This window comes from Parafrankia irregularis, assembly GCF_001536285.1.
Taxonomy (GTDB): domain Bacteria; phylum Actinomycetota; class Actinomycetes; order Frankiales; family Frankiaceae; genus Parafrankia; species Parafrankia irregularis.
Window position 1 is genome coordinate 111020 of sequence record NZ_FAOZ01000018.1, and the last position, 25159, is coordinate 136178.

21 protein-coding genes are annotated in these 25159 nt (G+C 72.7%); 12 read left to right on the plus strand and 9 right to left on the minus strand.

Annotated features, from left to right (window positions below; translation table 11 throughout):
* Nucleotides 1–155 precede the first annotated feature (155 nt).
* The 4 genes from AWX74_RS24060 to AWX74_RS24075 all read left to right on the plus strand — a co-directional run bounded on the left by AWX74_RS24060 (nucleotide 156) and on the right by AWX74_RS24075 (nucleotide 5903).
* On the plus strand, nucleotides 156–2078 hold the full coding sequence (locus AWX74_RS24060; protein ID WP_091281235.1) for a glycosyltransferase family 39 protein: 1923 nt from the start codon (nucleotides 156–158) through the stop codon (nucleotides 2076–2078).
* Entirely contained in the window at nucleotides 2075–3487 is a 1413-nt protein-coding gene (locus tag AWX74_RS24065) for a mannosyltransferase family protein (protein ID WP_114476414.1), read from the plus strand. The genes AWX74_RS24060 and AWX74_RS24065 overlap by 4 nt, the downstream gene beginning before the upstream one ends.
* Nucleotides 3488–3977: 490 nt before the next feature.
* Entirely contained in the window at nucleotides 3978–4181 is a 204-nt protein-coding gene (locus AWX74_RS24070; RefSeq protein WP_054566111.1) for a DUF5703 family protein, read from the plus strand.
* Nucleotides 4182–4391: 210 nt separating this feature from the next.
* Nucleotides 4392–5903 (plus strand): NAD(P)/FAD-dependent oxidoreductase, encoded by a 1512-nt coding sequence (locus AWX74_RS24075; protein ID WP_054566110.1) that lies wholly within the window; start codon nucleotides 4392–4394, stop codon nucleotides 5901–5903.
* A 207-nt stretch (nucleotides 5904–6110) separates the two neighbouring features.
* Here the strand turns inward: AWX74_RS24075 and AWX74_RS24080 are convergent, their stop codons facing one another.
* Entirely contained in the window at nucleotides 6111–7493 is a 1383-nt protein-coding gene (locus AWX74_RS24080; protein ID WP_091281238.1) for a M20/M25/M40 family metallo-hydrolase, read from the minus strand.
* 95 nt (nucleotides 7494–7588) lie between these two features.
* Here AWX74_RS24080 and AWX74_RS24085 point away from each other — a divergent pair, with 95 nt between their 5' ends.
* The gene (locus tag AWX74_RS24085; protein ID WP_091281244.1) at nucleotides 7589–8122 is read left to right on the plus strand and encodes a hypothetical protein; all 534 of its coding nucleotides are present in this window, start codon (nucleotides 7589–7591) and stop codon (nucleotides 8120–8122) included.
* A gap of 362 nt (nucleotides 8123–8484) precedes the next feature.
* Here AWX74_RS24085 and AWX74_RS24090 read toward each other — a convergent pair whose 3' ends face one another.
* On the minus strand, nucleotides 8485–9426 hold the full coding sequence (locus AWX74_RS24090; protein WP_091281247.1) for a sulfite exporter TauE/SafE family protein: 942 nt from the start codon (nucleotides 9424–9426) through the stop codon (nucleotides 8485–8487).
* A 353-nt stretch (nucleotides 9427–9779) separates the two neighbouring features.
* Between AWX74_RS24090 and AWX74_RS24095 the strand changes: the two genes are divergently transcribed.
* Nucleotides 9780–10229 carry a hypothetical protein gene (locus AWX74_RS24095; protein ID WP_091281250.1) on the plus strand — a complete coding sequence of 150 codons (450 nt, stop codon included), beginning with the start codon at nucleotides 9780–9782 and terminating at the stop codon, nucleotides 10227–10229.
* Between the two features lie 199 nt (nucleotides 10230–10428).
* On the opposite strand, the gene AWX74_RS24100 is transcribed toward AWX74_RS24095, so the two are convergent.
* Both AWX74_RS24100 and AWX74_RS24105 read right to left on the minus strand, forming a co-directional pair.
* The gene (locus AWX74_RS24100) at nucleotides 10429–10914 is read right to left on the minus strand and encodes a DUF456 domain-containing protein (protein WP_091281253.1); all 486 of its coding nucleotides are present in this window, start codon (nucleotides 10912–10914) and stop codon (nucleotides 10429–10431) included.
* Nucleotides 10911–12566: an ABC-F family ATP-binding cassette domain-containing protein gene (locus tag AWX74_RS24105; RefSeq protein ID WP_091281257.1), complete on the minus strand. Its 1656-nt coding sequence runs from the start codon at nucleotides 12564–12566 to the stop codon at nucleotides 10911–10913. The genes AWX74_RS24100 and AWX74_RS24105 overlap by 4 nt, the downstream gene beginning before the upstream one ends.
* Nucleotides 12567–12856: 290 nt before the next feature.
* Between AWX74_RS24105 and AWX74_RS24110 the strand changes: the two genes are divergently transcribed.
* A complete protein-coding gene (locus tag AWX74_RS24110) occupies nucleotides 12857–14065 on the plus strand; it encodes a serine/threonine-protein kinase (protein WP_091281262.1) in 1209 nt (402 codons plus the stop codon).
* A 16-nt stretch (nucleotides 14066–14081) separates the two neighbouring features.
* Nucleotides 14082–14744, plus strand: coding sequence for a DUF309 domain-containing protein (locus AWX74_RS24115; RefSeq protein WP_091281265.1), 663 nt, complete (start codon nucleotides 14082–14084; stop codon nucleotides 14742–14744).
* 36 nt (nucleotides 14745–14780) lie between these two features.
* Here AWX74_RS24115 and AWX74_RS24120 read toward each other — a convergent pair whose 3' ends face one another.
* Together AWX74_RS24120 and AWX74_RS24125 are read right to left on the minus strand one after the other, a co-directional pair.
* Entirely contained in the window at nucleotides 14781–15446 is a 666-nt protein-coding gene (locus AWX74_RS24120) for a DUF6629 family protein (RefSeq protein WP_091281269.1), read from the minus strand.
* 103 nt (nucleotides 15447–15549) lie between these two features.
* Nucleotides 15550–16509, minus strand: a complete 960-nt coding sequence (locus AWX74_RS24125; RefSeq protein ID WP_091281273.1) for a DEDDh family exonuclease — start codon at nucleotides 16507–16509, stop codon at nucleotides 15550–15552.
* A gap of 487 nt (nucleotides 16510–16996) precedes the next feature.
* On the opposite strand from AWX74_RS24125, the gene AWX74_RS24130 reads away from it, so the two are divergent.
* Entirely contained in the window at nucleotides 16997–17536 is a 540-nt protein-coding gene (locus AWX74_RS24130) for a helix-turn-helix transcriptional regulator (RefSeq protein ID WP_091281276.1), read from the plus strand.
* Nucleotides 17537–17685: 149 nt separating this feature from the next.
* Here the strand turns inward: AWX74_RS24130 and AWX74_RS24135 are convergent, their stop codons facing one another.
* Entirely contained in the window at nucleotides 17686–19362 is a 1677-nt protein-coding gene (locus AWX74_RS24135) for a serine/threonine-protein kinase (protein WP_091281279.1), read from the minus strand.
* A gap of 710 nt (nucleotides 19363–20072) precedes the next feature.
* Between AWX74_RS24135 and AWX74_RS24140 the strand changes: the two genes are divergently transcribed.
* The 3 genes from AWX74_RS24140 to AWX74_RS24150 all read left to right on the plus strand — a co-directional run bounded on the left by AWX74_RS24140 (nucleotide 20073) and on the right by AWX74_RS24150 (nucleotide 22233).
* On the plus strand, nucleotides 20073–20576 hold the full coding sequence (locus AWX74_RS24140; RefSeq protein ID WP_242666382.1) for a MerR family transcriptional regulator: 504 nt from the start codon (nucleotides 20073–20075) through the stop codon (nucleotides 20574–20576).
* A gap of 193 nt (nucleotides 20577–20769) precedes the next feature.
* Nucleotides 20770–21228, plus strand: coding sequence for a MerR family transcriptional regulator (locus AWX74_RS24145; RefSeq protein ID WP_091281282.1), 459 nt, complete (start codon nucleotides 20770–20772; stop codon nucleotides 21226–21228).
* A gap of 189 nt (nucleotides 21229–21417) precedes the next feature.
* Nucleotides 21418–22233 carry a ClpP family protease gene (locus AWX74_RS24150; protein WP_091281285.1) on the plus strand — a complete coding sequence of 272 codons (816 nt, stop codon included), beginning with the start codon at nucleotides 21418–21420 and terminating at the stop codon, nucleotides 22231–22233.
* Here AWX74_RS24150 and AWX74_RS42120 read toward each other — a convergent pair.
* Both AWX74_RS42120 and recD2 read right to left on the minus strand, forming a co-directional pair.
* Complete coding sequence (locus AWX74_RS42120) at nucleotides 22162–22827, minus strand: helix-turn-helix domain-containing protein (RefSeq protein ID WP_278184651.1); 666 nt, start codon at nucleotides 22825–22827, stop codon at nucleotides 22162–22164. The genes AWX74_RS24150 and AWX74_RS42120 overlap by 72 nt on opposite strands.
* 74 nt (nucleotides 22828–22901) lie before the next feature.
* Nucleotides 22902–25106: an SF1B family DNA helicase RecD2 gene (recD2, locus tag AWX74_RS24160; protein ID WP_091281405.1), complete on the minus strand. Its 2205-nt coding sequence runs from the start codon at nucleotides 25104–25106 to the stop codon at nucleotides 22902–22904.
* Nucleotides 25107–25159: the final 53 nt, after the last annotated feature.

The window sequence follows — 25159 nt, forward strand, 5'->3', positions numbered from 1 at the left end:
CCGCCCGCCTTCGCGTGGCCGACCCGCGGCGTCACGCGTCATTGTGAACGCGTCCACGTTCACCAGTAGCAACGGGCGCGAGCGAGCGCCGGGTGCCTGCCTGGGCAGCCCCGGCCCTCGCGCACCGCACCCCTGGCACATCGAAGGGACTGACCGTGACCGACGTCGCGGTGCGGCCGGCGGAAAACCCCTCCGAGCCGGCTGAACGGGTCGGGGCGCGACCCGGCCGCGAGGACCGGGTCTTCCGGGCCGCGCTCGTTCTGATCATCGCCGGGGCCGTGGCGGTGCGCTTCAGCGCACGCCAGCCGCTCTGGCTCGACGAGGCGCAGAGCGTGGCCATCGCCCGCCTCCCCCTGTCCGGCGCCGGCCCGACGATGTGGGACGGGCTGCTGGAGGACGGTTCGCCGCCGCTGTACTACATCCTCCTGCACGGGTGGGTGGGCCTGTTCGGCGACGGCGCGGGCGCGGTGCGGGCGATGTCCGCGGTCATCAACCTGCTCTCGGCGGTGCCGATCTTCCTCCTCGGGCGCCAGCTGGTCGGCGAGCGGGCCGCGAAGGTCGCCGTCGTGCTCTACCTGACCTCCCCGTTCGCGCTGTACTTCGGCACCGAGACGCGGATGTACAGCCTGATCGTGCTGCTCACGGCGCTGGGCGGTCTCGCGCTGGAACGGGTGCTGCGCGATCCCGCCGTGAAGAACATCGCGTTGCTCGCGCTGTGCGCGGGCTGTCTCGCGCTGACGCACTACTGGTGCCTCTACGTTCTGCTGACGGTCGGCGCGTGGCTCATCGGGCTGATGATCATCCGGCCCCGGATCGCCGCGGCGCAGGCCGCCCGGCGCGCCCGTGCCGGGCGTGGCCGGGGTGGGCACCGTCCTGGCGCCGTGCGCGCGCCGCGCCCCCCCGCGGCGGCCGCGCCGGCTGCCGCGCCCGGATGGCCGGCTGTGGGGAACCCGGCGCATGCGGCGGGGAACCCCGCACACACGGCGGCCGGGAGCATGCCGCACGCGGCCGGCGGCCTGGCACCGGCGACCGCCGGGGCGCAGCCGGTGGATCCGGCGGGTGGTGGTGCCCGCGCCGGAGCCGGTGCAAGCCCGGCCGAGCTGCTGGCCGACGCGGCCGGGGGTGCCACCCGCACCGTCCCGCAGTGGCACCGGCGTGGCCCGCTGGCCGGTGTGGTCGGGCTGATCGCCGGGGGCCTGGTGTTCGCGCCCTGGCTGTCGAACTTCTTCTCCCAGCTGGCGCACACCGGCACCCCCTGGGGGGAGCCCGCGAGCTTCGCCGCGGTCACCCACGCCTACGGGCAGTGGGCCGGCGGACCGACCACCCTCGGACGGCTGCTGCTGTTCATCGTGACCGGCCTGGTCGCCGCCGGTATCGCGGGACGTCCCCTCGGGGGCCGGTTCATGCTGCTCGACCTGAAGGGCCTTGAACCGGGCCGCACGCTGTTCTTCCTCGCCACCGGGACCCTGATCGTCGCGGTGGCGGCCGGCAAGGCGGTCGGCAACGCCTGGGCCGACCGCTACACGGCGACCGCGTTCGTCCCGTTCCTCCTCGTGGTCGGCCTCGGCGCCACCATGCTGGCGGACCGGCGGGTCTTCCGCGGCGTGGTCGTGCTCGCCGCGCTGGTCGGCGTCGTCGCCGGGACGAGCGACGTCCGGCGGGAGCGCAGCCAGGCCGGCGAGGCCGCCGCGGTCCTCACCCGGCTGTCCAAGCCCGGTGACGTCCTGCTGGTGTGCCCGGACCAGCTCGGGCCGGGTCTGGCCCGCACCGTGCCGTCCTGGCTCAAGGTCTACGTGGTCCCGACCTACGCACCGCCCGACCGGGTGAACTGGGTCGACTACGAGGAGCGGAACGAGAAGGCCAACGGCGTCGCGGTCGCCGAGCGCGCCTTGGCCGAGGCCGGATCGCACACCGTCTTCATGGCCGGCTCCGGGGCGTACCGGACCTACGAGGAGCTCTGCACCCAGGTGCGCACCACGTTGCAGGAGCAGCGCCCACTGGCCGACGAGGTGATGACGCAGGGCATTCCGGCCCGCGTGTACGAGAACTACGCCCTGCTGCGGTTCCGAGTGTCATGACCGCAGCGCGCCAGCCCGCGTATCCCGAGGCGCCGCGGCAGCCTCCGGGTACGCGGGAGACGCCGCAGCCGCGACGGGGGAGGCCGGCCCGGGGCAGGCACGGGGTCAGCCGTGGCGACCACACGGCGGCCGCACGGGCCCGGGCCTGGGCCCGCCGCTGGTATCTGCGGGACGTCCTCGTCGCCTGGGTCGCCGCACGGGTGGTCGTCGGCGCGGCGCTGGCGCTGACCCGGTTCATCGCGGACAGCGTCAGCGAGGACGGCGGCGTCACGCTTGAGACGACCGACCTGCTCGGCTGGGACGCCGGCTGGTACCTCACCATCGCCGAGCACGGCTACGACGGGGCCGGGGACGAGAGCCGGCGTTTCTTCCCCCTGCTCCCCCTGCTCGTCCGCCTGTTCACGGCCCTGCCCGGCGCGGGCGGCCACGCCGGGGCCGTGCTGCTCGTCCTGGTGAACCTCATCGCCGTCGCGTTCGCCCTGGTGCTGGTCGGCGTCGCGCGGGCCGAGGGCTTCGACGACGACACGACCCGCCGGGTCATCTGGATCGGGGCGCTGGCGCCGCCCGCCTTCGTGCTGGTGATGGGCTACGCCGAGGCGCTGGCGGGGCTGCTGGCCGCCGCGGTCCTGTTCGGGGCGCGGACCCGCCGCTGGGAGATCGCGATCGTCGCCGGGCTGCTCGGCGGCCTGTGCCGGCCGTTGGGCCTGCTGCTCGCCGTGCCGGTCGCGATCGAGGCGGCCCGCGGACTGCGCCTCCCGCTGCTGGGCCGGCTGGGGCCTGCCGGAGCACCGGGCCCGCCCACCCCGCTGCTCCCGCTCGGAGCACCCGGAGCGCTCGGAGCGCCCGGAGCGCCCGACGCCTCCGCGCTGCCGACGACCGGCGGCGGGCAGACTGGTGGCCGGCCTGCCGGTGGCGGCGGGCGGGAGCTGGCCGGCCGGCTCAGCGCGGTCGTCGCCCCGCTGGCCGGAGCCGGGATCTACCTGCTGTGGTCCGCGTCCGCCCACGGTGACGGGCTCGCCCCGCTGACGATGCAACGTGACGCGGCCCGGCACGGCAGCAGCGCGAACCCGCTTTCCACGATCATCGACGCGGCCCGCGGCGCGACCAGCGGCGAGCTGGGCACGGCCCTGCATGTGCCCTGGCTGCTGCTGGCCGTGCTCGCCCTGGTGGTCATGTTCCGCTGGCTGCCCGTGTCGTACCCGGTCTGGTCGACGCTCGTGATGCTGGCGATCGTGACCGGCAGCAACCTCGACTCCGCCGAGCGCTACCTCTACGGCTCGTTCCCGTTCCTCCTCGTTGCCGCCCTGGCCACAGCCCGCCGCGAGGTGTGGACGTTCGTGATCACCGTCTCCGCCGCGGCGATGACCGTCTACGCGACCCTCGCGTTCACCCTCTCGTACGTGCCCTGACGTCCCCTGGCGGGCGTCGCCGCGCTCGGGCAGTCGTCTGACGGACCGGGCCGGCGTCGTTTTTTCGCGCCGTCGCCGCGCCACCGTCCGCCTCACCGGACTTCCGCGGCCCGGTCGTTCCGTGGTGGTCCGAAATTCCGCCGGGCAGGCCGGTCAATGTCGACCGCGGCGTCCCATTGCCGCGCGCTTCACCCCGGCAACGCGGGATGTCGTTGTCCGGCGCCCTTGTCCGGCGCCCTGCCGGGGCGCCCCGCCGTCCCCGTCGACCGGGATCGGTGTGACTTTTCCCTACGGCACACCCGACAACGGCTTGTGCGCGATCGACCGCTACGACAAGGTTTCTTTCCAGGACACCGTGCGTTCATCAAGGTCCCCGGTGTCACGGTGACCGAAGAGGTGCGCGCGAGACGCGCGCAGGCGGGTTGGGAGCCGGTGATCGCGTGGGCGTCCGTGCGCTCATCGGGCCGGCGAAACGGGAGGTGCAGGCACCTTGGTCGACAGGGAGCTCGAGTACCAGAAGCTGACGATGCCCCCGGGCACCGACCGGCGGACCGCGGTGGCGATCCTCACCCTGCACGCCGAGTTCGGGGACTGGGAGCTTGATCGCTCCCGCATCTACCCCGATGGGACCCGCCGAGTAGTGCTACGCCGACGGCGCCGGCCGGGCGGCTTGCCCGGTTATCTCCCCACCTGACCCGGCGGTCCGGTCACCGAACGCAGCGGGCCCACGCCACCGACAACCTGCCAAAGGTGAATTGGCGCAGCACGGCAGATGTGACGTCCGACCCGCCGGGACGGACATCGCCGGGTGAGACGTGAGTATCGCCACGATCCCCGCTCCGATTCACGGCGGAAGATGGTGAGGCGGACGGACCGTGAACCACTCCGTCAGAGACCCATCGGCATGTGGGGAGCGATTGTGACCGCTACGAGCGACGGACACCAAAAGCACCGGGTCGTAGTCATCGGCTCGGGTTTCGGCGGGCTGTTCGCCACCCAGGCGCTGCGCCGCGAGCCCGTCGAGGTGACTGTCGTCGCAAAGACCACACATCACCTGTTCCAGCCACTGCTTTACCAGGTGGCGACGGGCATCCTGTCCGAGGGCGAGATCGCCCCGGCCACCCGCGAGGTGCTGCGCCGCCAGACGAACGCGCGGGTGATCATGGGCGAGGTCACCGAGATCGATCTCGCCGCGAAGACGGTGACGTCGAACCTGCTGGGGCGGTCGGACGTGCAGCCCTACGACAGCCTGATCGTCGCCGCCGGCGCGGGCCAGTCGTACTTCGGCAACGACCATTTCGCCGAGCACGCGCCCGGCATGAAGAGCATCGACGACGCGCTGGAGCTGCGCGGGCGGATCTTCGGCGCCTTCGAGGTCGCCGAGACAGCCCCCAACCCGGAGGACGTCGCGCGCTACATGACCTTCGTGGTCGTTGGTGCCGGCCCGACCGGCGTCGAGATGGCCGGCCAGATCGCCGAGATGGCGCACCGCACGCTGCGCCACGACTTCCGGCGCATCGACACGACCAAGGCCCGGATCATCCTGCTCGACGCCGCCCCGACCGTGCTGGGGACGTTCGGCGAGAAGCTCGCCGCCAAGGCCACCGCCAAGCTGGAGAAGATCGGGGTCGAGATCCAGCTCGGTGCCCGGGTCATCAACGTCGATTCCCGTGGCATCGACGTCGAGGACTCCGACGGCAACCGGCGCCGGATCGAGTCGGTCTGCAAGATCTGGGCCGCCGGTGTCGCCGCCAGCCCGCTGGGCAAGCAGCTCGCCGAGCAGTCCGGCGCCGTGCTGGACCGGGCCGGCCGGATCCAGGTGCAGCCCGACCTGACCCTGCCCGGTCACCCCGAGGTCTTCGTCGTCGGCGACATGGCCACCCTCGACCGGCTGCCCGGTGTCGCCCAGGTCGCGATCCAGGGCGGCCAGTACGCCGCCAAGACGATCGCCACCCGGCTGCGCAGCGGCCCGCCGATGCGCAACTTCGAGTACAAGGACAAGGGCAGCATGGCCACGATCTCGCGCTTCAGCGCGGTGGCCAGCATCAAGGGCGTGCAGCTCAGCGGGTTCCTGGCCTGGCTGATGTGGCTCGCGGTGCACCTCGTCTACATCATCGGGTTCAAGCACCGGGTGACCACCCTGCTGCACTGGACGGTGAGCTTCATCGGCCGCGGCCGCTCGGAGCGCACGGTCACCCAGCAGCAGATCTTCGCCCGGTCGGCGCTGCAACGCCTCGGCGACGGGTTCTTCCCGACGCTGCCGGACGACTGGGCCTCCCGTGGCTCGTCGGCGGTGACGCGGCCGGCGGCGCAGCCGGGCGCGGTACCCAAGGCCCGCAAGGCGACGGCCGAGCCGTCCCGGCTGACCCCGGACAGCCCGGCGACCGGTGGCACCGCCTCCGCCGGCACCGCCTGACCGACCGGCACCGAACCGGCGCACCGGTGAACCACCAGGCCGGCGAACACCGAGCCGGCGGCCCGCCAGGCCGGCGAGGCAGCGGAACAGAACAACGACGAGCCCGTCCCGGGGATGCGCCCGGGACGGGCTTGTCTCGTTCCGTCCCGGCGTCACGTCACGCGGTGTGATCACACAGAGTTGATCACACCGCGTGGCGTCACCCGGTCAGGAAGCCGCGAGGAAACGGTCCAGCACCCGCACACCGAAGCGCAGCGACTCGACCGGAACCCGCTCGTCCACGCCGTGGAACATGCCGGCGAAGTCGAGGTCCGGCGGCAGCAGCAGCGGGGAGAAGCCGAAACAGCGGATGCCGAGCCGGGAGAACGACTTCGCGTCGGTCCCGCCGGAGAGCATGTAGGGCACCGCCCGGGCCGCCGGGTCCTCCGCACGCAGCGCGCTGGCCATCGCGTCCACCAGCGGCCCGTCGAACCCGGTTTCCACCGCCTGGTCGTTCACCACCCATTCACGGCGCACCTCGGGCCCGATCAGCTCGTCGACCTGGCGCAGGAACTCCTCCTCCTGCCCGGGCAGGTACCGGCCGTCGACGTAGGCCGTGGCCTCGCCGGGAATCACGTTCACCTTGTGCCCGGCCACCAGCTGGGTCGGGTTCACGGTGTTGCGGATCGTCGCCCCGACCATCCGGGCGATCGGCCCCAGCTTCGCGATCGTGCTCTCGATGTCGCCCGCGTCGAGCTCGATGCCCAGCGCCTCCCCGAGCGAGTCGAGGAACACCCGCACGGTCGGCGTGACGACGATCGGGAACTGGTGCCGGCCGAGCCGGGCCACCGCCTCGCACAGCTTCGTCACCGCGTTGTCCTCGCTGAGCATGGACCCATGCCCGGCCCGGCCCGCAACGGTGAGCTTCATCCAGGCGATGCCCTTTTCCGCGGTCTCGATGAGATACAGCCGCAGGTCGTCCGAAACCGTGTAGGAGAAGCCGCCGACCTCGCTGATCGCCTCGGTGCAGTCGGCGAAATGGTCGGGATGGTTGTCCACCAGCCAGCGCGCCCCCAGCGTGCCACCGGCCTCCTCGTCGGCCACGAAGGCCACGACAAGGTCACGCGGCGGCCGGCGGCCCGATCGGGCCAGGTCACGGACGACCGCCAGGGTCATCGCGTCCATGTCCTTCATGTCGATGGCGCCGCGGCCCCAGAGACATCCGTCCACCTCCTCACCGGCGAACGGGTGCACGCGCCAGTCGGACGGATCCGCCGGCACCACGTCCAGATGGCCGTGGATCAGCAGCGGGGACCGGGTCGGGTCCGCGCCGGCCACCCGGGTCACCACGCTCGTCCGCCCCGGGGCGGACTCGAGCAGGACGGGCTCCAGCCCCACCTCGGCCAGCTTCTCGGCCACGTACTCGGCGATCGGCCGCTCGTGGCCCTCACCGTTCCCGCGGTTGACCGACTCGAAGCGCAGCATGTCCCGACACAGGTCCACGACCTCGGACTCGGCCGTGGGCGCCGGTCGGGCACCGGCGGGCGCGGCGGCAGGCCTCTGCCTGACCGCCGCAGGGTCCTCAGAGAGGTCGTGGGACACGTTTGCCATGCCCCCAGTCTGCTCTCCCGGCCGTGCGTTCACCGGAGCAGGGACGTACCGTCGGGCCAAGCGTTCCACGCCGGTTTCCGGTAGGAGGACCCGCCATGACGTTGTATCGCTGCCCGCGCGAGGATCTCGGCTGCTCCGCCACCTTCCCCACCACCGGTGACCTCGACTATCACCTGCACCTCACGCACTACTACGGACGTCTCGCGCGGTTCGGCGCGGCGCTGCCCCCCACGAGGGCGCTGCCCGGCGGGCCCAGGCCGGCGCGTCGGGTACCGGACGGGCTCGAAGGTGGCGCCGGCACGCCGACGACCGCGCAGTCCCGTCATGCCCGCGACGCCCGCCCCGTTGCAGGGGCAGGAGCAGGGGACCAGGCGGCGATCGACAGCGGCACCATCGGCGAGCGCCCGGCGATCGAGGCCGCGAACACGGGCGGCACGGACCGCCCACCGCGCCCGGCATCCGGCGTGGGCGTGGGCGACCGGAGCGTCAGCCACCGCGGCGGGGGCAACCGGGGCGGGGGCCGGACCGCCCGGTTCCCCCGCCGCCGACGCCCCGCGGAGCGCCGTGTGCGGGAGCTGACCGCGGCCACGGCGCCGGACAGCGAATCGGACGGCCGCAGGCGTCACTAGCCGTGCTGCTCGCGGCCCCGGATGCCACTCGGCGCCGCGGCCACAGCGGGCGCCGGGGTGCGCGGGTGGTCCGGTGCCAGGTTCGACCGGCCTGTGGCGGGCGGTCGGTTGCGCTGGCGGCGACACGCCGACCGGCCCCGTCGCCGCGGGGTTCCGTCCGGCATTGTTCACAACAGCGGCGCATCCGGCCCGTTGCGCGGGACCGGGTCGGCCGGGCACGGTCACCGGCGGGCAGAGGTCGCTCCACCAGGGCCCGTCGTCACCGCAGCGTCCCCCGGGAAGCCGGGAACTTCCCGGGGGAACACGGCGGAGGTCTCCCCCGCGAGGTCGGTGGCGCGACATCTCCGTCGGAGCCCCTGGCGTCAGGGGCGGCGCGGCACCGCCTCGACGGGTGTGTCCCCAGGCCCGGACACGGCCGGCGTCGCGGAGGTGGCTGGCTGGGCGCGACGACTCCGCGCCACGACGCCCGCCGCAGCGACCAGCATGAGCGCCAACACCACGCCCAGGACCCCGGTGGGCACACCCACGAGCTTCAGTCCGCTGAGCGACACCACGACGACGATCGCCGGGCGGATCAGCGCGCTGGTGGCGCTGCCCGCCGAGATCCGGGCGCCGAGGTAGACCCCGGGCAGCGAGCCGATGAGCAGCGAGCCGGTCAGCCCCAGCTGGAAGTCGCCGAAGAGCAGGTGGCCGAGCGACGCGGCGGCGACCAGCGGAACGGCCTGGGCCAGATCGGTTCCCACCAGCTGCGAGGCACGGATCGACGGGTACAGGGCCAGCAGCAGGACGATGATCAGCGAGCCCGAGCCCACCGATGTCATCCCGACGACGAGACCTCCGACGACACCGACGGCCAGCGTCGGCAACCGCCGGACGGTGACCTCGGCGGCGGCGTCGTCGGTCGGTGCGGGTCCGCGGCGGCGGTCGAGCTCCGCCTTCGCGAGCATGGCGAGCGCGGCGATGATCAGCACCGCCCCCATGAAGATCTTCATCCGGTCCTGGACGGCCTCGCCGTCGCCCATCGCGCGCAGGATCAGGACACCGCAGAAGCCCGCGGGCACCGAGCCCAGGACAAGCCAGGTGACGAGCCCGCGGTGGACCGTGCCACGGCGCAGATGCACCGTCGCCCCCACCGGCTTCATCACCGCCGACGCGACCAGGTCACTCGAGACGGCCGCGAGCGGCTGCACCCCGAAGAGCAGCACCAGAATCGGTGTCATCAGCGCGCCGCCGCCCATGCCGGTCAGCCCGACGACGAATCCCACCAGTACCCCGGCCAGGGTCACCAACGGGTCGATCTCCATATGTGGACCACCTTCCCGACGGGGATGATACGCATTTCCGGCGACAGTCCGCCCAGTGCGGACCGAGAGCAACCAGAGGTTCTCGATCCGCACCGGGACGGTGGGAGCCGTGGTCATTCCCGCCGCCACCACCCCGCTGGGCGAGCCCCGGTCGGACCCGCCGCCAGGTCCCACCACCCGCCAAATCATTCTCCGGCCAGTTCGCGACCCGGCACACCAACATTCCGGAAATTACCCCGCACCAATTCGCCGCAATTTCGCGGCGGAAAGATTTTTGTTTGTCGATGAATTCCGGGTGGGAGGCCCTTCATTGCTGCGGGGCCGCCGCACGTGAATTCAGCGATGGGGGAACGATGGGAAAGTCCGCACCACGTAGGATCCTCGCCCTCGCGGCGACGGGCGTTGCCGCCGCCGCACTGGCCCTGGGTCCGGGTGCCGGGTCCGCGCAGGCGTTCTGGGACGACAAGGGATACCACCAGAACAAGCACGACAAGGACGACTGGTTCGGCGACGACTGGTTCGGCGACAAGGACAAACGACACAAGGACAAGGACGACTGGTTCGGCGACAAGGACAAGGACAGGCGGCACAAGGACAAGGACGACTGGTTCGGCGACAAGGACAGGCGGCACAAGGACAAGGACAAGTGGGACAAGGACGGCTGGGGCAAGGAAGCCAGCTGGCACAAGGACAAGGACGACTGGCACAAGGACAAGTGGAGCAAGGACGACTGGCGCAAGGACAAGTGGGACAAGGACCGTAAGCACAAGGACAAGTGGGACAAGGACGACTGGGGCTGGTAGTCCGCTGCCCCCGTCACGTTCCTGACCCACCACATTCCTGATCCACCACGTCCCTGACCGCTGATCACCGCCGAGCCGGACAGCGGCATGAGGACGGCGCCGGGGAACAGGCCTGTCAGGATGCCGGCGACATCAGCGGGCACCGGCGGGACGTTCCCCGGCGCGCGGCCACCAGGCCGTCAACGCGGCGACCGGGCGGTCAGGTGACCAGCTCACCGAGGCCCCAGACGGCCGCCATCGCGAGGCCGGCACAGATCTCGACCAGCAGGCCGACCCCGAAGGCGACCGTCGCCGCCCAGGTCGACGCGCCCGCCCGCACCGGGTCCCGCAGGCGGGCGAGCTCGGCCAGGTAGATGCCGGCGAGGCCGCCCACCAGCAGGCCCACGACCGGCACGACGAAGAACCCGACGACAGCGCAGACCGCGCCGACGAGCATCGTCCCGATCGTCGCACCGGAGGCGGACGCGGCGCGGCCAGGCAGCACGTACTTGGCCAGGGAGCCGGCGACGAACAGCGCGCTCATCACCGCCAGCACGGCCCAGCGCCCCGAGCCGCCCCCGTCGGCGATCGTCCACCACACGCCGGCGCCCCAGACCAGCAGCAGGCCCGGCAGGACGGGGACGAGGACACCGACCACCCCGACCGCCATGACCAGGGCCACCGCGAGGAGCTCGACACCGCTCACGGCACCGTCTCCGTCACCTGGCCACCGGCGACACGCAACCGTCGGGTCACCCGCACCGCGTCGAGCAGGCGGCGGTCGTGGGTGACCAGCAGCAGGGTTCCCGCGAAGCCCTCGACGGCCTTTTCGAGCTGCTCGATCGCGGGAAGGTCCAGATGGTTGGTGGGCTCGTCCAGCACCAGGCAGTTCACCCCGACTCCCTGCAGCAGCGCCAGTGCCGCCCGGGTGCGCTCACCGGGCGACAGCGACGCCGACGGCCGGGTCATCTGATCGGCACCGAGGCCGAACTTTGCGAACAGCGTCCGGACGTCGGCGGCCGAGGCACCGGTGGCCTCCTCGGCGACGGCGGCCGCGGTGGACGCCCCACGGAACGCCGACCGCGCCTGGTCGATCTCGCCGAGGCGCACGCCGGAGCCGAGCGAGTGGGTGCCCGCACTCAGCGGCAACCGGCCGAGCAGCGCGGCGAGCAGGGTGCTCTTCCCACCGCCGTTCGGTCCGGTGATGACGAACCGGTCAGCCCAGGCGACCGTGAGGTCCACCGGCCCGAGCCGGAAACCGGGGCGCTCCACGACCGCGCCGGACAGCGTCGCGACCACGTCACCCGAGCGGGGCGCGGCGGCGATCGACATCCGCAGCTGCCATTCCTTGCGCGGCTCGGCGACCGCGTCCTCGCTGTGGTCCAGGCGGTCGAGCTGCGTCTGCAGGGTGCGGACGCGCCCGGCGCTCTTGGTCGCCGCCTCGATCCGGGCGCCCCGGGCGGAGCGGTCGGAGTCCGAGGAGCGGCGCTTCGCCCTGACCGCACCGCGCACCGACTGCTCCCGCTGCCGCTGTACCTGCCCGACGAGATCGGCGCGGCGGTCGGCGAAGCGCTCGTAGCGTTCGCGGGCCTGACGGCGCGCGAGCCCACGTGCTTCCAGGTAGGCGTCCCAGCCGCCCGCGTAGCGGGTGACCGTGTGCTGGTGCGGATCGATCTCGGCGACCCCGTCGATCGAACGGTCGAGGAACTCCCGGTCGTGGCTGACCACGACGAGCGCGCCCGCCATCTGCGCCACGTAGCGCTCCAGTCGCTCCAGGCCGTCGAAGTCCAGGTCGTTGGTCGGCTCGTCGAGCAGGGTGATGTCGAACCGGGAGAGCAGCACGCTCGCCAGCGAGCCGCGCGCGGCCTGGCCGCCGGACAGCGCGACCGTCGGACGGTCCAGCGCACCGGCGGGCAGACCGAGGTCGGCGACGACCTGCTCGGCCCGGGTGTCCAGGTCCGCCGCGCCGATCGCCAACCAGCGGTCCAGCGCGTGGCTGTAACGATCATCCGCGCCCGCCACCGAGCCGGACAGGTCGGCGGTGGCCTCGTCCAGGGCCTGCTGTGCCGCCATGACACCGGTCCGCCGGGCCAGGAACTCCCGCAGTGTCTCGTCGGCACGCCGGTCGGGTTCCTGGGGCAACAACCCGACCACGGCGGTGGGCGGCGAGAGGTCGATCCGGCCGCCGTCGAGGGGGACCAGGCCCGCGAGCGCCCGCAGCAGGGTCGACTTGCCGACCCCGTTGGGGCCGACCACGCCGAGACGGTCACCTGGCGCGACGGTGAGCGAGACGCCCGCCAGGACGACGGCACCGCCACGCAGCACGGTCAGATCGGAGGCGACAAGTGTGGCCGACATGGGTCCAGTGTCGTCCGCCGCGCGGGCGCTGTGTCAGCCGGTCACACCGACGCCCGGTCGACCTGGTCACGCCGGCGGCTGATCCGGGCCCGGGCCGGGGCACGGACGGGCAGCTCACCCTGGTCCCGCCGGGAAGCGAATTCGCCGCAGAGGCACCAAAACGTCCACAATGGTGCGATCATGCGGTGTCTATCTTCATACCGGCGCGTGAGCCAGCGGCGTCCGGGTAACCGGCGCCCGGGCCATCGGCGCCTGGTGGATGTCGACGTGCCCGCGCGCCGGGCGGCGTCGTGAACGTCGATCGCGACCACATCGCCGCGGCGCTGCCGGGCTACACCCTCGGCGCCGAGCTCGGCCGTGGGGGCTCCGGTGTCGTGCTCGCCGCCCGGGACGAGGCGGACCAGCGGGTCGCCGTCAAGATCATGTCGATCGCCGACGAGGAACGGCCGTTGTTCGGCGTCACCGGCGTACCCCGAGTTCTCGCCGCGACCGATCCCGACGCCGAGGCCGAGGCACGCCTGCTGGCCGGCCTCGACCACCCCCACCTGGTGAAGGTCTCCCACCACGTCCGCCACGGCGACGTCGCGCTGATCGTCATGGAGCTGCTCGACGGCGGCAGCCTGGCGCAGCGGGCCGTCGCCGGGCTCTCCGTCGAGGCCGCCTGCGCGATCGGGCTCGGCACAGCCGCGGCCCTCGGGCACGCGCATTCCCGCGGGGTCATCCACCGCGACGTGAAGCCCGCGAACATCCTGCACACCTCGGCCGGCGTCCCGAAGCTGACCGATTTCGGCATCGCCCATGCGGACGTCCCGAGAGCCGGCGGACGAACACCCGTCCGCGCATCTTCGGGCACTCCGCGTTACATGGCGCCGGAGCAGTTCACCCTCGGCGAGCTCGGCCCCGCGACCGACCTGTACGGCCTCGGCGTCGTGCTGTACGAGCTGCTCGCCCGCCGGCCCGTCTTCCAGGTGCGGCCGTCGACGAAACAGGGCTGGGCCAACCACCACGTCGCGGTCACTCCGCGCCCGCTGACCGGCATACCCGGGCCGGTCGCGCAGGTCGTCGAGTGGGCGCTCGCCAAGGATCCGGACCGGCGCCCGGCCGACGCCCGCGAGTTCGCCCTCGCCCTCGCCCAGGCGATGGCGGGCACACGTGGAACCGACTGGCTCACGCGGGCCCGGACGCCGACGTTCCTGGACGACGACGTCCGGGCGGCGGCCAGTCGCTTCCCGGCCCGGACCGCCGAGCGGCCGCGGCAGGCGAGCACGCCCCCCGGGGACGACCACGGCCTGGAGCCAGTCCTGGACAGACCGGATACGGTCGACGACGACGTCGCTGTCGACAGTGACACCGCTCCCGACGGTGACACCGCTCCCGAAAGGGCCGTCGCCGCTGACAGCGACGGTGACGCACTGACGGACAGCGAGCACCGCCCGCCGCCGGGGCACCCGCGGCGGCCGAGGAGATCCTGGAGGTCGGCACCTTGGCGACGATCTTGACGATCGAGCTGCCTGGATGAACGATCGCCCGATACCACGCCACCGCAGGGAGCCACCACCGCTGGCCGCGGCACAACGACCACGGGACCGGCTCGGCCGGCCACTGCCCTACGGCTCGCCCGGGGTCCCTCCACTCACCGAGGACCTGCCACGGTCGCCCCGGGAGATCCTGCTCGCCGCGCAGAACCTGCTGGACGAAGGCCTGTACTTCCAGGCACACGAGGTACTCGAGGCCGCCTGGAAGGCCGCTCCGGCCCTGGAACGTGATCTGTGGCGTGGGCTCACCCAGATCGTGGTCGGCCTCGTCCATGTCGGCCGCGGCAACCGGCAGGGCGCGATCACGCTGCTGAGGCGCGGGCTGGCCGGCCTGGCACCGCGACCACGCCCATCCGAGGGGCCGGCGTCCGCACCCGCCGCCATCGACTCCACTACCGCCGACTCCCCGCTCCCACCTGGCGGGCCGGACCGGCCCCGCGAGCCCGACGCGGCGGCACCCGCCGAACCTGCCGCCGGTCAGGCCGGTCAGGCCGGTCAGGCCGGTGGAGCCGGCGGCGGATGGGGACGACGTGACGTCGATCTTCCCGGCGTCACCGGCTGGGCCGACGATCTGCTGCGCCGGTTGGAGGCCGGTGAGGTGCCGGTGACGGACCTGCGACCGCCCCGCCTCCTTCGGTCCTGACACCGCCGGCGGTCCTGACACCGCCGGCCGGCGGTGTCAGGGAGCGGACGCGCGCTCGCCGGACCTGCGGCTGTCGCCCTGGCGGCGCAGGTGCACCGCCACGGCGATGCTGGTCACGGCGGCCCACGCGCACCACAGAGAGGTGACGGCGTCCGTCTCGAACCAGGCCAGCAGGCCGACCGCGGCCAGGTTGGCGGCGCCGAACCAGCGAAGGAAGCGGAGGCTGGAGACGAGCAGCGCACCACAGGTACTGAGCAGATACAGCACGATGACCGCGATGCCGGCCCACAGATCCACGCGGTACACGATGTGGTGATGGTCCGGTTGGGCTGTGACCGGCCCGTCGATCAAGGTCGCGGCGAGTGCCATCGCGCAGAGGGCCCCGGCGACGAGGCTCACGATCTCGTACCGCCGATGCGCGGGCACCCGTTCCAGCGCGAGCACCGTGACGGGCACGTACATCGGCAGGACGACGAAGGCGAATCCCAGGTAGATCGCGGTCGCGACCGTCTGGCCCGGCTCACCGACCGAACCCCGCAGGCTCCACCACACGAACGCCTCGACGAACGTGTGCCCGGCCAGCAGAATCGGCAACGCGGCAAGCGGCCACTGCGCACGACGCTGAACGTGTCGGAGCGCGTCGACACCCGCGGCGCCGATCACGGCAGCGGCGACGACGTCCGCCTCCGGGGAGAAGCACATCCGGAACCCACCCCCGATCGCCGCCCCTTCGAGTATCGCGCGGGCCGCCCCCGGTTGGCTCCGGTTGGCTCCGGTCCACCCGGAACAGCCGGCGGCCGCCGGATCAGGTGGGCGCCAGTGTCGTCGCCTCCGGTGCTCCGGGCGCGACGGCCGCCAGCAACGCCAGGAACTCCCGCTCGTCACGGGTCGGGATTCCCAGCTGCGCGGCGGCCCGCGCCTTGCGGGTGGCTCCGTGCTTCTCGTTGGTCACCACAAGGCTCGTCCGCTGGCTGACGCTGGCGGTGACCTCCAGGCCCGCGGCCGCCGCCCGGTCGACGAGCGCGCCGCGCTCGGTCCTGGTCGGTCCGGTGAAGACGACCCGCATGCCCTGGACCAGCGGGGCCCCGGGCGCCAACGGGCCGGGATTGCGGTAGCCGCACGGCGGCGGCCGCCCCGCCGCGGAGTAGCGCGGCGGATACACCGCGACACCGTCACGTTCGACACCACACCGGGTCAGCGGCAGCTCGAGGAACTGCTCCGCGGCGCGGCTGAGAATGCGGGGAAGAAGTGCTGCGAGAACCTCGGCGTCGTCCTCGGCGTCATGCGCCCGCCGCTGGGTGACACCCCAGTGCTCCGCGAGGGCCGCCAGCCGTAGGCTCGCCAGTTCCAGGCCGAGCCTGCTGGCCAGTGTCAGCGTGCACAGCCGCCATTCCACCGGCAGTGTGCGCCCGATACGCAGCCCCTCACCGGCGAGCATCCGCCAGTCGAATGCCGCGTTGTGCGCGACCAGAACGCGCCCGGCGAGCAGCTCGGACAGCTCGTCGACAACGGCCGCGAAGGTCGGGCTGCCGGCAAGGCGCTCCCGGGTCAGACCGTGGATGTGCACGGGACCGGGATCGCATCCCGGATCGAGAAGTGTGGACCAACGGCCCTGTACCGCGCCGTCGGGAGCTGTCAGCACAACGGCCACGGACAGCACTCTGTCCCGAGCGGGCGACAGGCCTGTGGTCTCCACGTCAACCACCGCGTACGGGCGCGGGAACCGCGCTGGAAAGCCGAGCGGGTCAGCAACCTCAGCACTCACAGCCGGAGATGATGGCGCAGACCTGCGACAACGGGGCGCCGCCCAGGACGGAGCAGTGCACGGGCAGCGCGTTCCTGGTGCGCACGGAGTGCCGCGCGAGGGAAACGGCAAATACTTCCCACACGGAACGGTGCTATTGTGCTTCCGTTGCTTGAATGCCGATCGACGTTCCGCGCCTGGAGCGTGCGGGCGGGTCCGACCGTCCCGCGCGTCCGCTGCGGGCACGGGTCGGAACCGTCTCGCCGATGCCTGCCGGGGCTTCGACGAGGCTTGCACCGGTCGCTGTCGGGGGCGGCGCGATGCGGCTCCTTCCGCTGTGGAGGCACCACCCGGGTGCCACCTACCAGACGACCTCCGGGTCAGGGCGGACCAGGGCGGCACAACGGTGCGCGGCGATCGAAAGCACGCGACAAAGGCGTCGAGATGTCGAGATGAAGTCCGCGGCACGGATCGGAGGGCGGGGGCGCGCAAAAAAGAGGTGAGATGAATGTTTGTCGTGCGGCCCGACCATCCCCTTACCTTTCCAGAGCCAGGGCCCACCCATCCACTCCGCCGGCTACGCGCATTGCACGGCTGGTCCTATGAAACCGTGGCGCGAATCGTCGCCGCGCGTGCCCGTGAACTCGGTGTCTCCAGCATGGCGGCCCAGCGCCAGAAAATCTGGCGCTGGGAGAATCGCGGGGTGATCCCGGATCGGATTTCCCAGCTCGCGCTCGCCCGCGAACTGGGCGTCTCGGACCACGAGGTAAGCGCCCATCCGTGGCCGACCTGGCTGCCTTCGCTCGGCGCACCGACCTGTGCCCAGCAGATCGCGACCCTGCGCGGGCTCCTGGAACAGGTCAGGGACACTCTGCGCGCCGGCGACAGCGTCACGGCGTCGGTTCTGGTCGAGCAGGGTCTGACCGTCCCCGTCGACGAGATGGTGCTGGATACCGCGCTGCTGCGCACGTCGGCGGTGCGCAACGCGATGGTCCGGGCGTCACGGCACGGCTCGCCACACCGCGCCCCCGGTCAGCTCCGTTCCTGACGGCGCCGCGGCATTCCTGACAGCCCGGAGCGCGGTCGTCCCGTACTGAGCCCGCGCGGGACGACCGCGCCGGAACCTCTCCGGCCAACCTCCTCCCCACGCACGAGCGGGTGCGGGAAGGTGAGGGTGCGGTGCCGGGGTCCGAGCCGTCAGCGGGCCGCCAGACCGACCAGCATGAGCACCAGCACGGCGAGCGCCACGATGGCGATCCCGAACGAGCCGGTGACGGCTGTCACAGCGGTGGCAGCGGTGACAGCCGCTGTGACCGACCATGGACCCACCCGGGCGGTCCGCTCTCCCACGGCCTGGCTCCTGGATCGGGCGCGGACGGAGTGGGATCCGCCGACCCGTCGGTGCCGGCAACGCCTCCGCTCGGCCCGGTGGCTGCGGGGTCGCGGGGGCCGGGGCGGCGCCGCGGCGGTCACCGTGCCGGCCGGTGCCCCGGGCGCGGCCTGCCCGCCGGGCACCTGCTGCGCCGCAGGTACTACATGCTGGTCCCCAGGTGCATGCTGTGCGCCAAGTACATGCTGTGTCCCAGGTACGTGCTGTGCCCCGGGTACGTGCTGTGCCCCGAACGCCGCCCGTCTCGACGCCGCGGCGGTGGTTCCGCCCCGGGCAGGCCTGCCGCCCGGGGCGCGCGTCCCGGCGGCGGTGTCCATCCTGGGGGCCGCCCGCGGCGCCGTCGTCTCGGCTCCGCCGGTTCGCTGGTCCTCGGTCCGCTGCTCGGGAAGCACACACCGCAGGTACGCCAGTGGCGCTCCCCGTCCCGCCGACGCCGCCGGGACGCCCCGCCCCGCCGGGACGCCCGCGCCGGGCCTGCGCCGGCCGGCGGCCGGGGACGCCGAGGGAGACGGCGTGGGCCGCGGCGGCGTCGGAGCCCGCACGATCGGCAGCAGCTCGACGTCCTGGGTGTCGAGATCGAGGATCCGGGCGTCGAGATGCGCGGTGGACAGCCAGCCCGCCGCGATCACCTCGTTCACCAGCGCCGTCAGGTCGGTGCCCTCGGCGTCACTGCTGACCGTCGGTCCCACGTCCGACAGGGCGAGCAGCTCCCGCAGCAGCGCGCGGATGTCGGGTCGCGCCTGCGCGTTCTTCGCCAGGGCGCGGGCGAGCAGTCCGTACAGGCGGCCGGGCACCCCGTCCAGGTTCGCCGGGTCATGCCGGACGCGGAACAGCACGGCGTCCGCCGAGCCCCCGCCGAACGGCGAACGTCCCGTCGCCGCGTACGCCACGGTGCAGCCCCAGGCGAACACGTCCATGGCCGGGTCGTTGAAGCGTCCGCTGATCTGCTCGGGGCTCATGTAGGCGGGGCTGCCCACCGACGAGCCCGCGCCCGTGAGCGACACCGTGTCGACGGCCTGGGCGATACCGAAGTCGACGACCCGCGGCCCCTCCCTGGTGAGCAGCACGTTGGAGGGCTTGAGGTCACGGTGGACCACGCCGGCGTCGTGGATGGCGACCAGTGCCTCGGCCAGGCCGACGGCCAGCGTGCGCAGCGAGTCACCGGCGAGCGGGCCGTGCTGGCGCACGTACTCGGCGAGGCTGGGCCCAGCCAGGTACTCGGTGGCCAGGTAGGGCGGATCGCCATCCGGATCAGCGGCGAGCACCCGGGCCGTGCAGGCGCCCGCCACCCGGCGCACGACCTCGATCTCGCGCCGGAACCGCGCCCGGAACTCCGGGTGATCGGCGAGCTCCGCCCGAATGATCTTCACTGCTGCCGGCGGACCGTCGGGCCCGCCCATCGTCCCGTAGTAGACCGTCCCCATCCCGCCGGCGCCGATGCGGCGGGTGAGCAGGAACGGCCCCAACCTCCTCGGAATCTCCATCCGCCGGGCTCCCCCCGTTCTGAATGTCCGGACAGACATCCACCGAAATCGTGCCCTGGCAAAACGGATGTACCGGAAATTTCTGCCAGACCGTGCTAGCCCTTACACCCGTTCGGGACCAAGGACCCACGAAGATTCGATCATGAATCGACCGCGACGCCCGTCACGCCGGCCCGGCCGACCCGGTCAGGAGCCACTGAGAGGCCTGCTGGGCGCCCTGCCGGCGGCCCACCGATCGCCGGGCCGCCACAGCCGGCCGCGGCACGCTCCGCCGCCTCCGCCGCGACGGCGCACCTCATCGAGGGTGACCGTCCGACCACGGAAGTGGCGCCCGCCCGAGGCACCTGCGGGCCCGCCCACCAGAGGAGAGCGCCCCGCCCACGGGACGAGACCACGCGGGCCGACGGCACACCCCGGCGATCCGGGCGCGTCCCTCCGATGCCCGCCTGCTCCGGGACCCGCCGAGCAGGTCCGGATCTTCCGCCCCTGGCCGATTTTCGCCGGACTCCCAGACGTCGTACAGTGCTCCCTACCAATGGCACAGTCTCTGTAGACGTGTTCGGGAGTCACCCCGTTCGGCCGCCTGTCCGCCACGGCACACGATTCCCGACCCTGACGTTAGGGTAGCTTTGTCGACGATACGCAGGGACGAATCCCATCCCGGCCTGATCCGCCGCAACGCTCTCCAGATCGGAGAGGTCGCAGAGCGGGTGGGATTGTCACTGCGAACGGTCCGTTACTACGAGGAGGCCGGTCTTCTCGTCCCCACGGGCCGCACACCCGGCGGTTTTCGCCTTTATGACGACGACGCGGTTGACCGCCTCCTTCTCATCAAGAAGATGAAGCCCCTGGGTTTCACTCTCGAGGAGATGCGGTCACTGCTCACGGTCCGCGACGAGCTGGCCGACCCCGGGTTGACCGCCCAGCGGCGGGTGGAGCTTCGGGAGCGACTTCGGACCTGGGCCGTCCTGGCCGAGCAGAAACTCGCGGCCCTGCGTGAACAGGCCGGTGTCGCCGAGGACTTCGTCGTCGGCCTGCACGGGGACGTCGAGCGGTCCCGTGCCGGCTCCGACGACCCGCACGGGCAGCCCGGCCAGTCGGCACAACCCGGCCAGTCAGCACAGCCCAGCCAGTCGGCACAGCCCAGCCAGTCGGCACAGCAGGGGCAGCCGGGCGGGCGCCAGAACCAGGCGGACGACCAGCAGGCCCGGTGACCAGTCCCGCCGCGCACCGCGCCGGGTTCGATCGCTCCGGCGCGTTCGGCGCCGCCTCCATGCCCGCCGGCGGGTCCGCAATATGCTGGGTTCGCCCCTGCCGGCCACGGCGCGGCAGCCGAATCCGCCCCGGCCGGCGCGGTCGCGCCAACCCCACAGTCACCCCGCCCGCGATACCGACGTAAGGGTCGAATTGTCCACGACTGGCAACATCACCCCGTCCTCAGCCCACCGCGGCAGCTACGAGATCGGCGAGGTCGCCACTCTGGTGGGGCTGTCCCTGCGGACGGTCCGCTTCTATGAGGAGGCTGGACTGCTCGTGGCCGTCGGGCAGGCCGACGGTGGCGGGCCGCTCTACGACGACGACGCGCTCGACCGTTTCCTTCTCATCAAGAAGATGAAGCCGCTCGGCTTCACCCTCGACGAGATGCGCGCGCTGGTGGGCCTGCGGGAGGAGATCGAGCAGGACGGGCTTCCCCGGCAGCGACGCGAGGAACTGCACGAACGTCTCTCCGCCTGGGTCAGCCTCGCGGAGGACAAGCTGGCGTCGCTGCAGGAGCAGGTGCGCGTCGCCGAGGACTTCATGGTGACGCTGCACGACGACAGCGTCCGCGCCCGGCTGCGTTTCGACGCCGACCCGGACGCCTACTGACGCCTGCCGCTCCTGCCACCGCCGCTCCTGGCACCGGCGGCTCCGGGTCGGCACCGACGCTGTGCTCTGCCAGCAGCAGATCTGCCGGAGGCAGAGCACACCCCTGGCGGCCGTCGCCGTCGGTGAGGCTGGCAGCGCCGGCCCTTCGTCGTCTCCCACCCCCGCCGGGCCGGCGGGAGGTCAGCCACCATGCACACTTCGTCCAAGGCTCACCCACAGCTGCAGGCCCGCCCACAGCTGCAGGCCCACACCCGGTTCCCGGCGCAGGCGCAGCTCCCGGCCCACGCGGGCGGTGACGCCACGGGCTCACCGTCCGGACCGTCCGAGGAGCACGTCTTCCAGCGGCTTCTCGCGAACCGCATCGTGTTCCTCGGTTCGGCGGTCGAGGACGCGATGGCGAACGCCATCTGCGCCAAGCTGCTTCTGCTGGCGGCCGACGACCCGACCGCGGACATCTACCTGTACATCAACTCACCGGGTGGCTCCGTCAGCGCGGGAATGGCCATCTACGACACGATGCAGTACGTCTCGAACGACGTCGCGACCGTCGCACTGGGGCTCGCCGGCTCGATGGCCCAAGTCCTGCTCACCGCGGGCGCGCCCGGCAAGCGCTACGCACTGCCACGGTCACAGGTGCTGATGCACCAGCCATCCGGCGGCATCGGCGGCGGCAGCTCGGACATCGCGATTCAGGCCACGCAGATGCTGGCCACCAAGCGCCTGCTCCAGCGGCTGATCGCCCTGCATTCGGGGCAGCCGGCCGAACGCATCGAGGCGGACGCCGACCGGGACCGCTGGTTCACCGCCGAGCAGGCACGTGAGTACGGCCTGGTCGACCATGTGCTGCACCGTGCCGGCGAGCTGACCGACGGCCCGGCGGGAGGCCCGGCCGGCGGCCCGGCGGGTGGCCCGCCCGGCGGCCTGGTGGACGTCTCAGCGCGCCACGACCGCGTGCCACGCCACGGCGGACCGGCTCCCGAAACCCGGGTGGCCCGACCCGCCTGACGCAGGGGGCACGGCCAGGCCCGCCGCCCCGGGACGGACCGCGGGCCGGCGCTGCAGCCCGGGCCGCGGCGAGAGCGGGTACCGGTGGCGGGCGAGCGCCCGGCGGGCCAGGTGGCGGCCGAGGACCACGTGCGGACCGGAGAAACCACCGGACACGATCTCGTGCGGCCCGGCCACCCCCACCTGGCCCGCCTGGCCCACCAGACCGCCGACCGAGCGGACAGCGCTGACGCCGAAGCCGGCGCTGAAGCTGGAGCTGGGGCTGTAACTGGAACTGACGAAACCGACCGGGCGGGCGGGCTGCGCGGGCAGGGGCTCATAGCGGACGAGCTCACCCATCACGACGACGAGCAGGTCGACCAGCCTGATACCCAGGGCGCGGCAGATCGCCGCGAGAACCTCCGAGGAGGCCTCCTTGCGGCCGCGCTCGACCTCCGAGAGGTACGGCATCGACACCTGCGCCGCGTCGGCGACGTCCCGCAGGGTGCGGCCCTGCTCGCGCCGCAGCCGGCGCAGCGCCTCTCCGTACAGGTCACGCAGCGGCGGCGTGACCGCCTCGCGGGCCCCGGCCACCGGTCCGTCGGTTGTCGTCACGCCCGCGTCCTCTCCCCGCCCTGCCCCTGCACGCAGGGTACGCGCCCCGACGCGCCGGGACGACGGCCATCTGGTCAGGAACCTGCCGAACCCACCGCGGTCCGCAGCCGGTGGGCGAGCGAGGTGTGTCGCTGGCCGTGGCCGGCCGACCGGACCGCCTGGCCGATCGCGCGCCGCGACCCGACGATCACCACCAGCCGTTTCGCGCGGGTCACCGCCGTGTAGAGCAGGTTGCGCTGGAGCATCATCCAGGCGCTCGCCGTCAGCGGGATGACCACGGCCGGGTACTCGCTGCCCTGCGAGCGGTGGATCGTCACCGCGTAGGCGTGCACCAGCTCGTCAAGCTCGGTGAAGGCGTAGTCGACGTCCTCGTCCTCCTCCGTGCGCACGGTCAGGGTCTGGTTGTCCTCGTCGAGCGCGGTGACGACGCCGAGCGTGCCGTTGAACACGCCGTTCGCGCCCTTGTCGTAGTTGTTGCGCACCTGGGTGACCTTGTCGCCGACCCGGAAGACCCGCCCGCCGAAGCGGCGCTCGGCCCGGTCCGGGCGAGCTGGGGTGAGCGCCTCCTGCAGCGCGATGTTGAGCGCGCCGGCACCGGCGGGCCCGCGGTGCATCGGCGCGAGCACCTGGATGTCACGGCGCGGGTCCAGGCCGAACTTCGCCGGGATGCGGCGGGCGACGACGTCGGCGGTGAGGGCCGCGGCCTGCTCGGCGTCCTCGGCGGCGAAGAGGAAGAAGTCGTCGAGCCCGCGCACGTGCGGCTGCTCGCCCCGGTTGATGCGGTGCGCGTTCGTCACCACACCCGACTCGCTCGCCTGCCGGAACACCTGGGTCAGCCGCACGTGCGGGATGGGAGTGCCGGGGGCGAGCAGGTCGCGCAGCACCTGCCCGGCGCCGACGGACGGGAGCTGGTCGACGTCGCCGACCAGCAGCAGATGCGCGCCGGGTGCGACCGCCTTGACCAGCTTGTTCGCCAACAGCAGGTCGACCATGGACGACTCGTCGACCACCACCAGGTCGGCGTCGAGCGGGCGGTCACGGTCGAAGGCCGCGTCCCCGCCGGGGCGCAGCTCCAGCAGCCGGTGCACGGTCGACGCCTCGTGGCCGGTCAGCTCGGCGAGCCGCTTGGCGGCCCGCCCGGTCGGCGCGGTGAGCACGACCTTCGCCCGCCGCGCGCGGGCCAGCTCGACGATCGACCGGACCGTGAAGCTCTTCCCGCACCCCGGCCCGCCGGTCAGCACCGCCACCCGTGACGTCAGCGCCAGGGTCACCGCCGCCCGCTGGCCCTCGGCGAGCTCGACGCCGGTGCGCCCGTGCAGCCAGCCGAGCGCCCGCTCCCAGTCGACGTCCGCGAAGGCCTCAAGGCGGTCGGTGTCGGCCCGCAGCAGCCGCAGCAGCTGGTTCGCCACCGAGACCTCGGCGCGGTGGAACGGCACCAGGTACACGGCGGCCACCGGCTGCTGCGGGTCCTCCCCCGGCACCTCCTCCCGGGTGACCCCCTCCTCGGCGACCAGCTCCGCGAGGGCTTCGATCACGGCCCCGGTGTCGACGGCGAGGATGCGCACCGCGTCGCTGATCAGCTGGTTCTCCGGGAGGAAGCAGTGACCGCCGTCGGTCGCCTCCGACAGGGTGAACAGCAGGCCGGCCTTGATCCGCTGCGGGCTGTCGTGCGGGATGCCGACGGCCTGCGCGATGACGTCCGCGGTGCGGAACCCGATCCCCCAGACGTCGGTGGCCAGCCGGTAGGGCTCGGTGCGCACGACGCCGATCGAGGCGTCCCCGTACTGCTTGTAGATCTTGACCGCGAGTGACGTCGAGACACCGACGCCCTGGAGGAAGACCATGACCTCCTTGATGGCCTTCTGTTCGTCCCAGGCGGCCGCGATCGCCTTCGTCCGCTTCGGGCCGAGCCCCGGGACCTCGATGAGGCGCTCCGGGGTGTTCTCGATGACGTCCAGCGCGGTGAGGCCGAAGTGGTCGACGATCCGCTCGGCGAAGCGCGGCCCGATCCCCTTGACCAGCCCGGAGCCCAGATAACGCTGAATACCCTGGATGCTGGCCGGCAGGACGGTGGTGTAGTCCTCGACCTGGAACTGGCGCCCGTACTGGGGGTGCGACCCCCACCGCCCGCGCATGCGCAGCGACTCGCCGGGCTGCGCGCCGAGCAGCGCGCCGACCACCGTCAGCAGGTCACCACCACGGCCGGTGTCGACGCGGGCGACCGTGTAGCCGGTCTCCTCGTTGGCGTAGGTGATCCGCTCCAGCACCGCCTCCAGCACGGCGAGCTGGAACGGCGCCCGGCCCGCGGCGGTATCCGCGGCACCACCCGCGG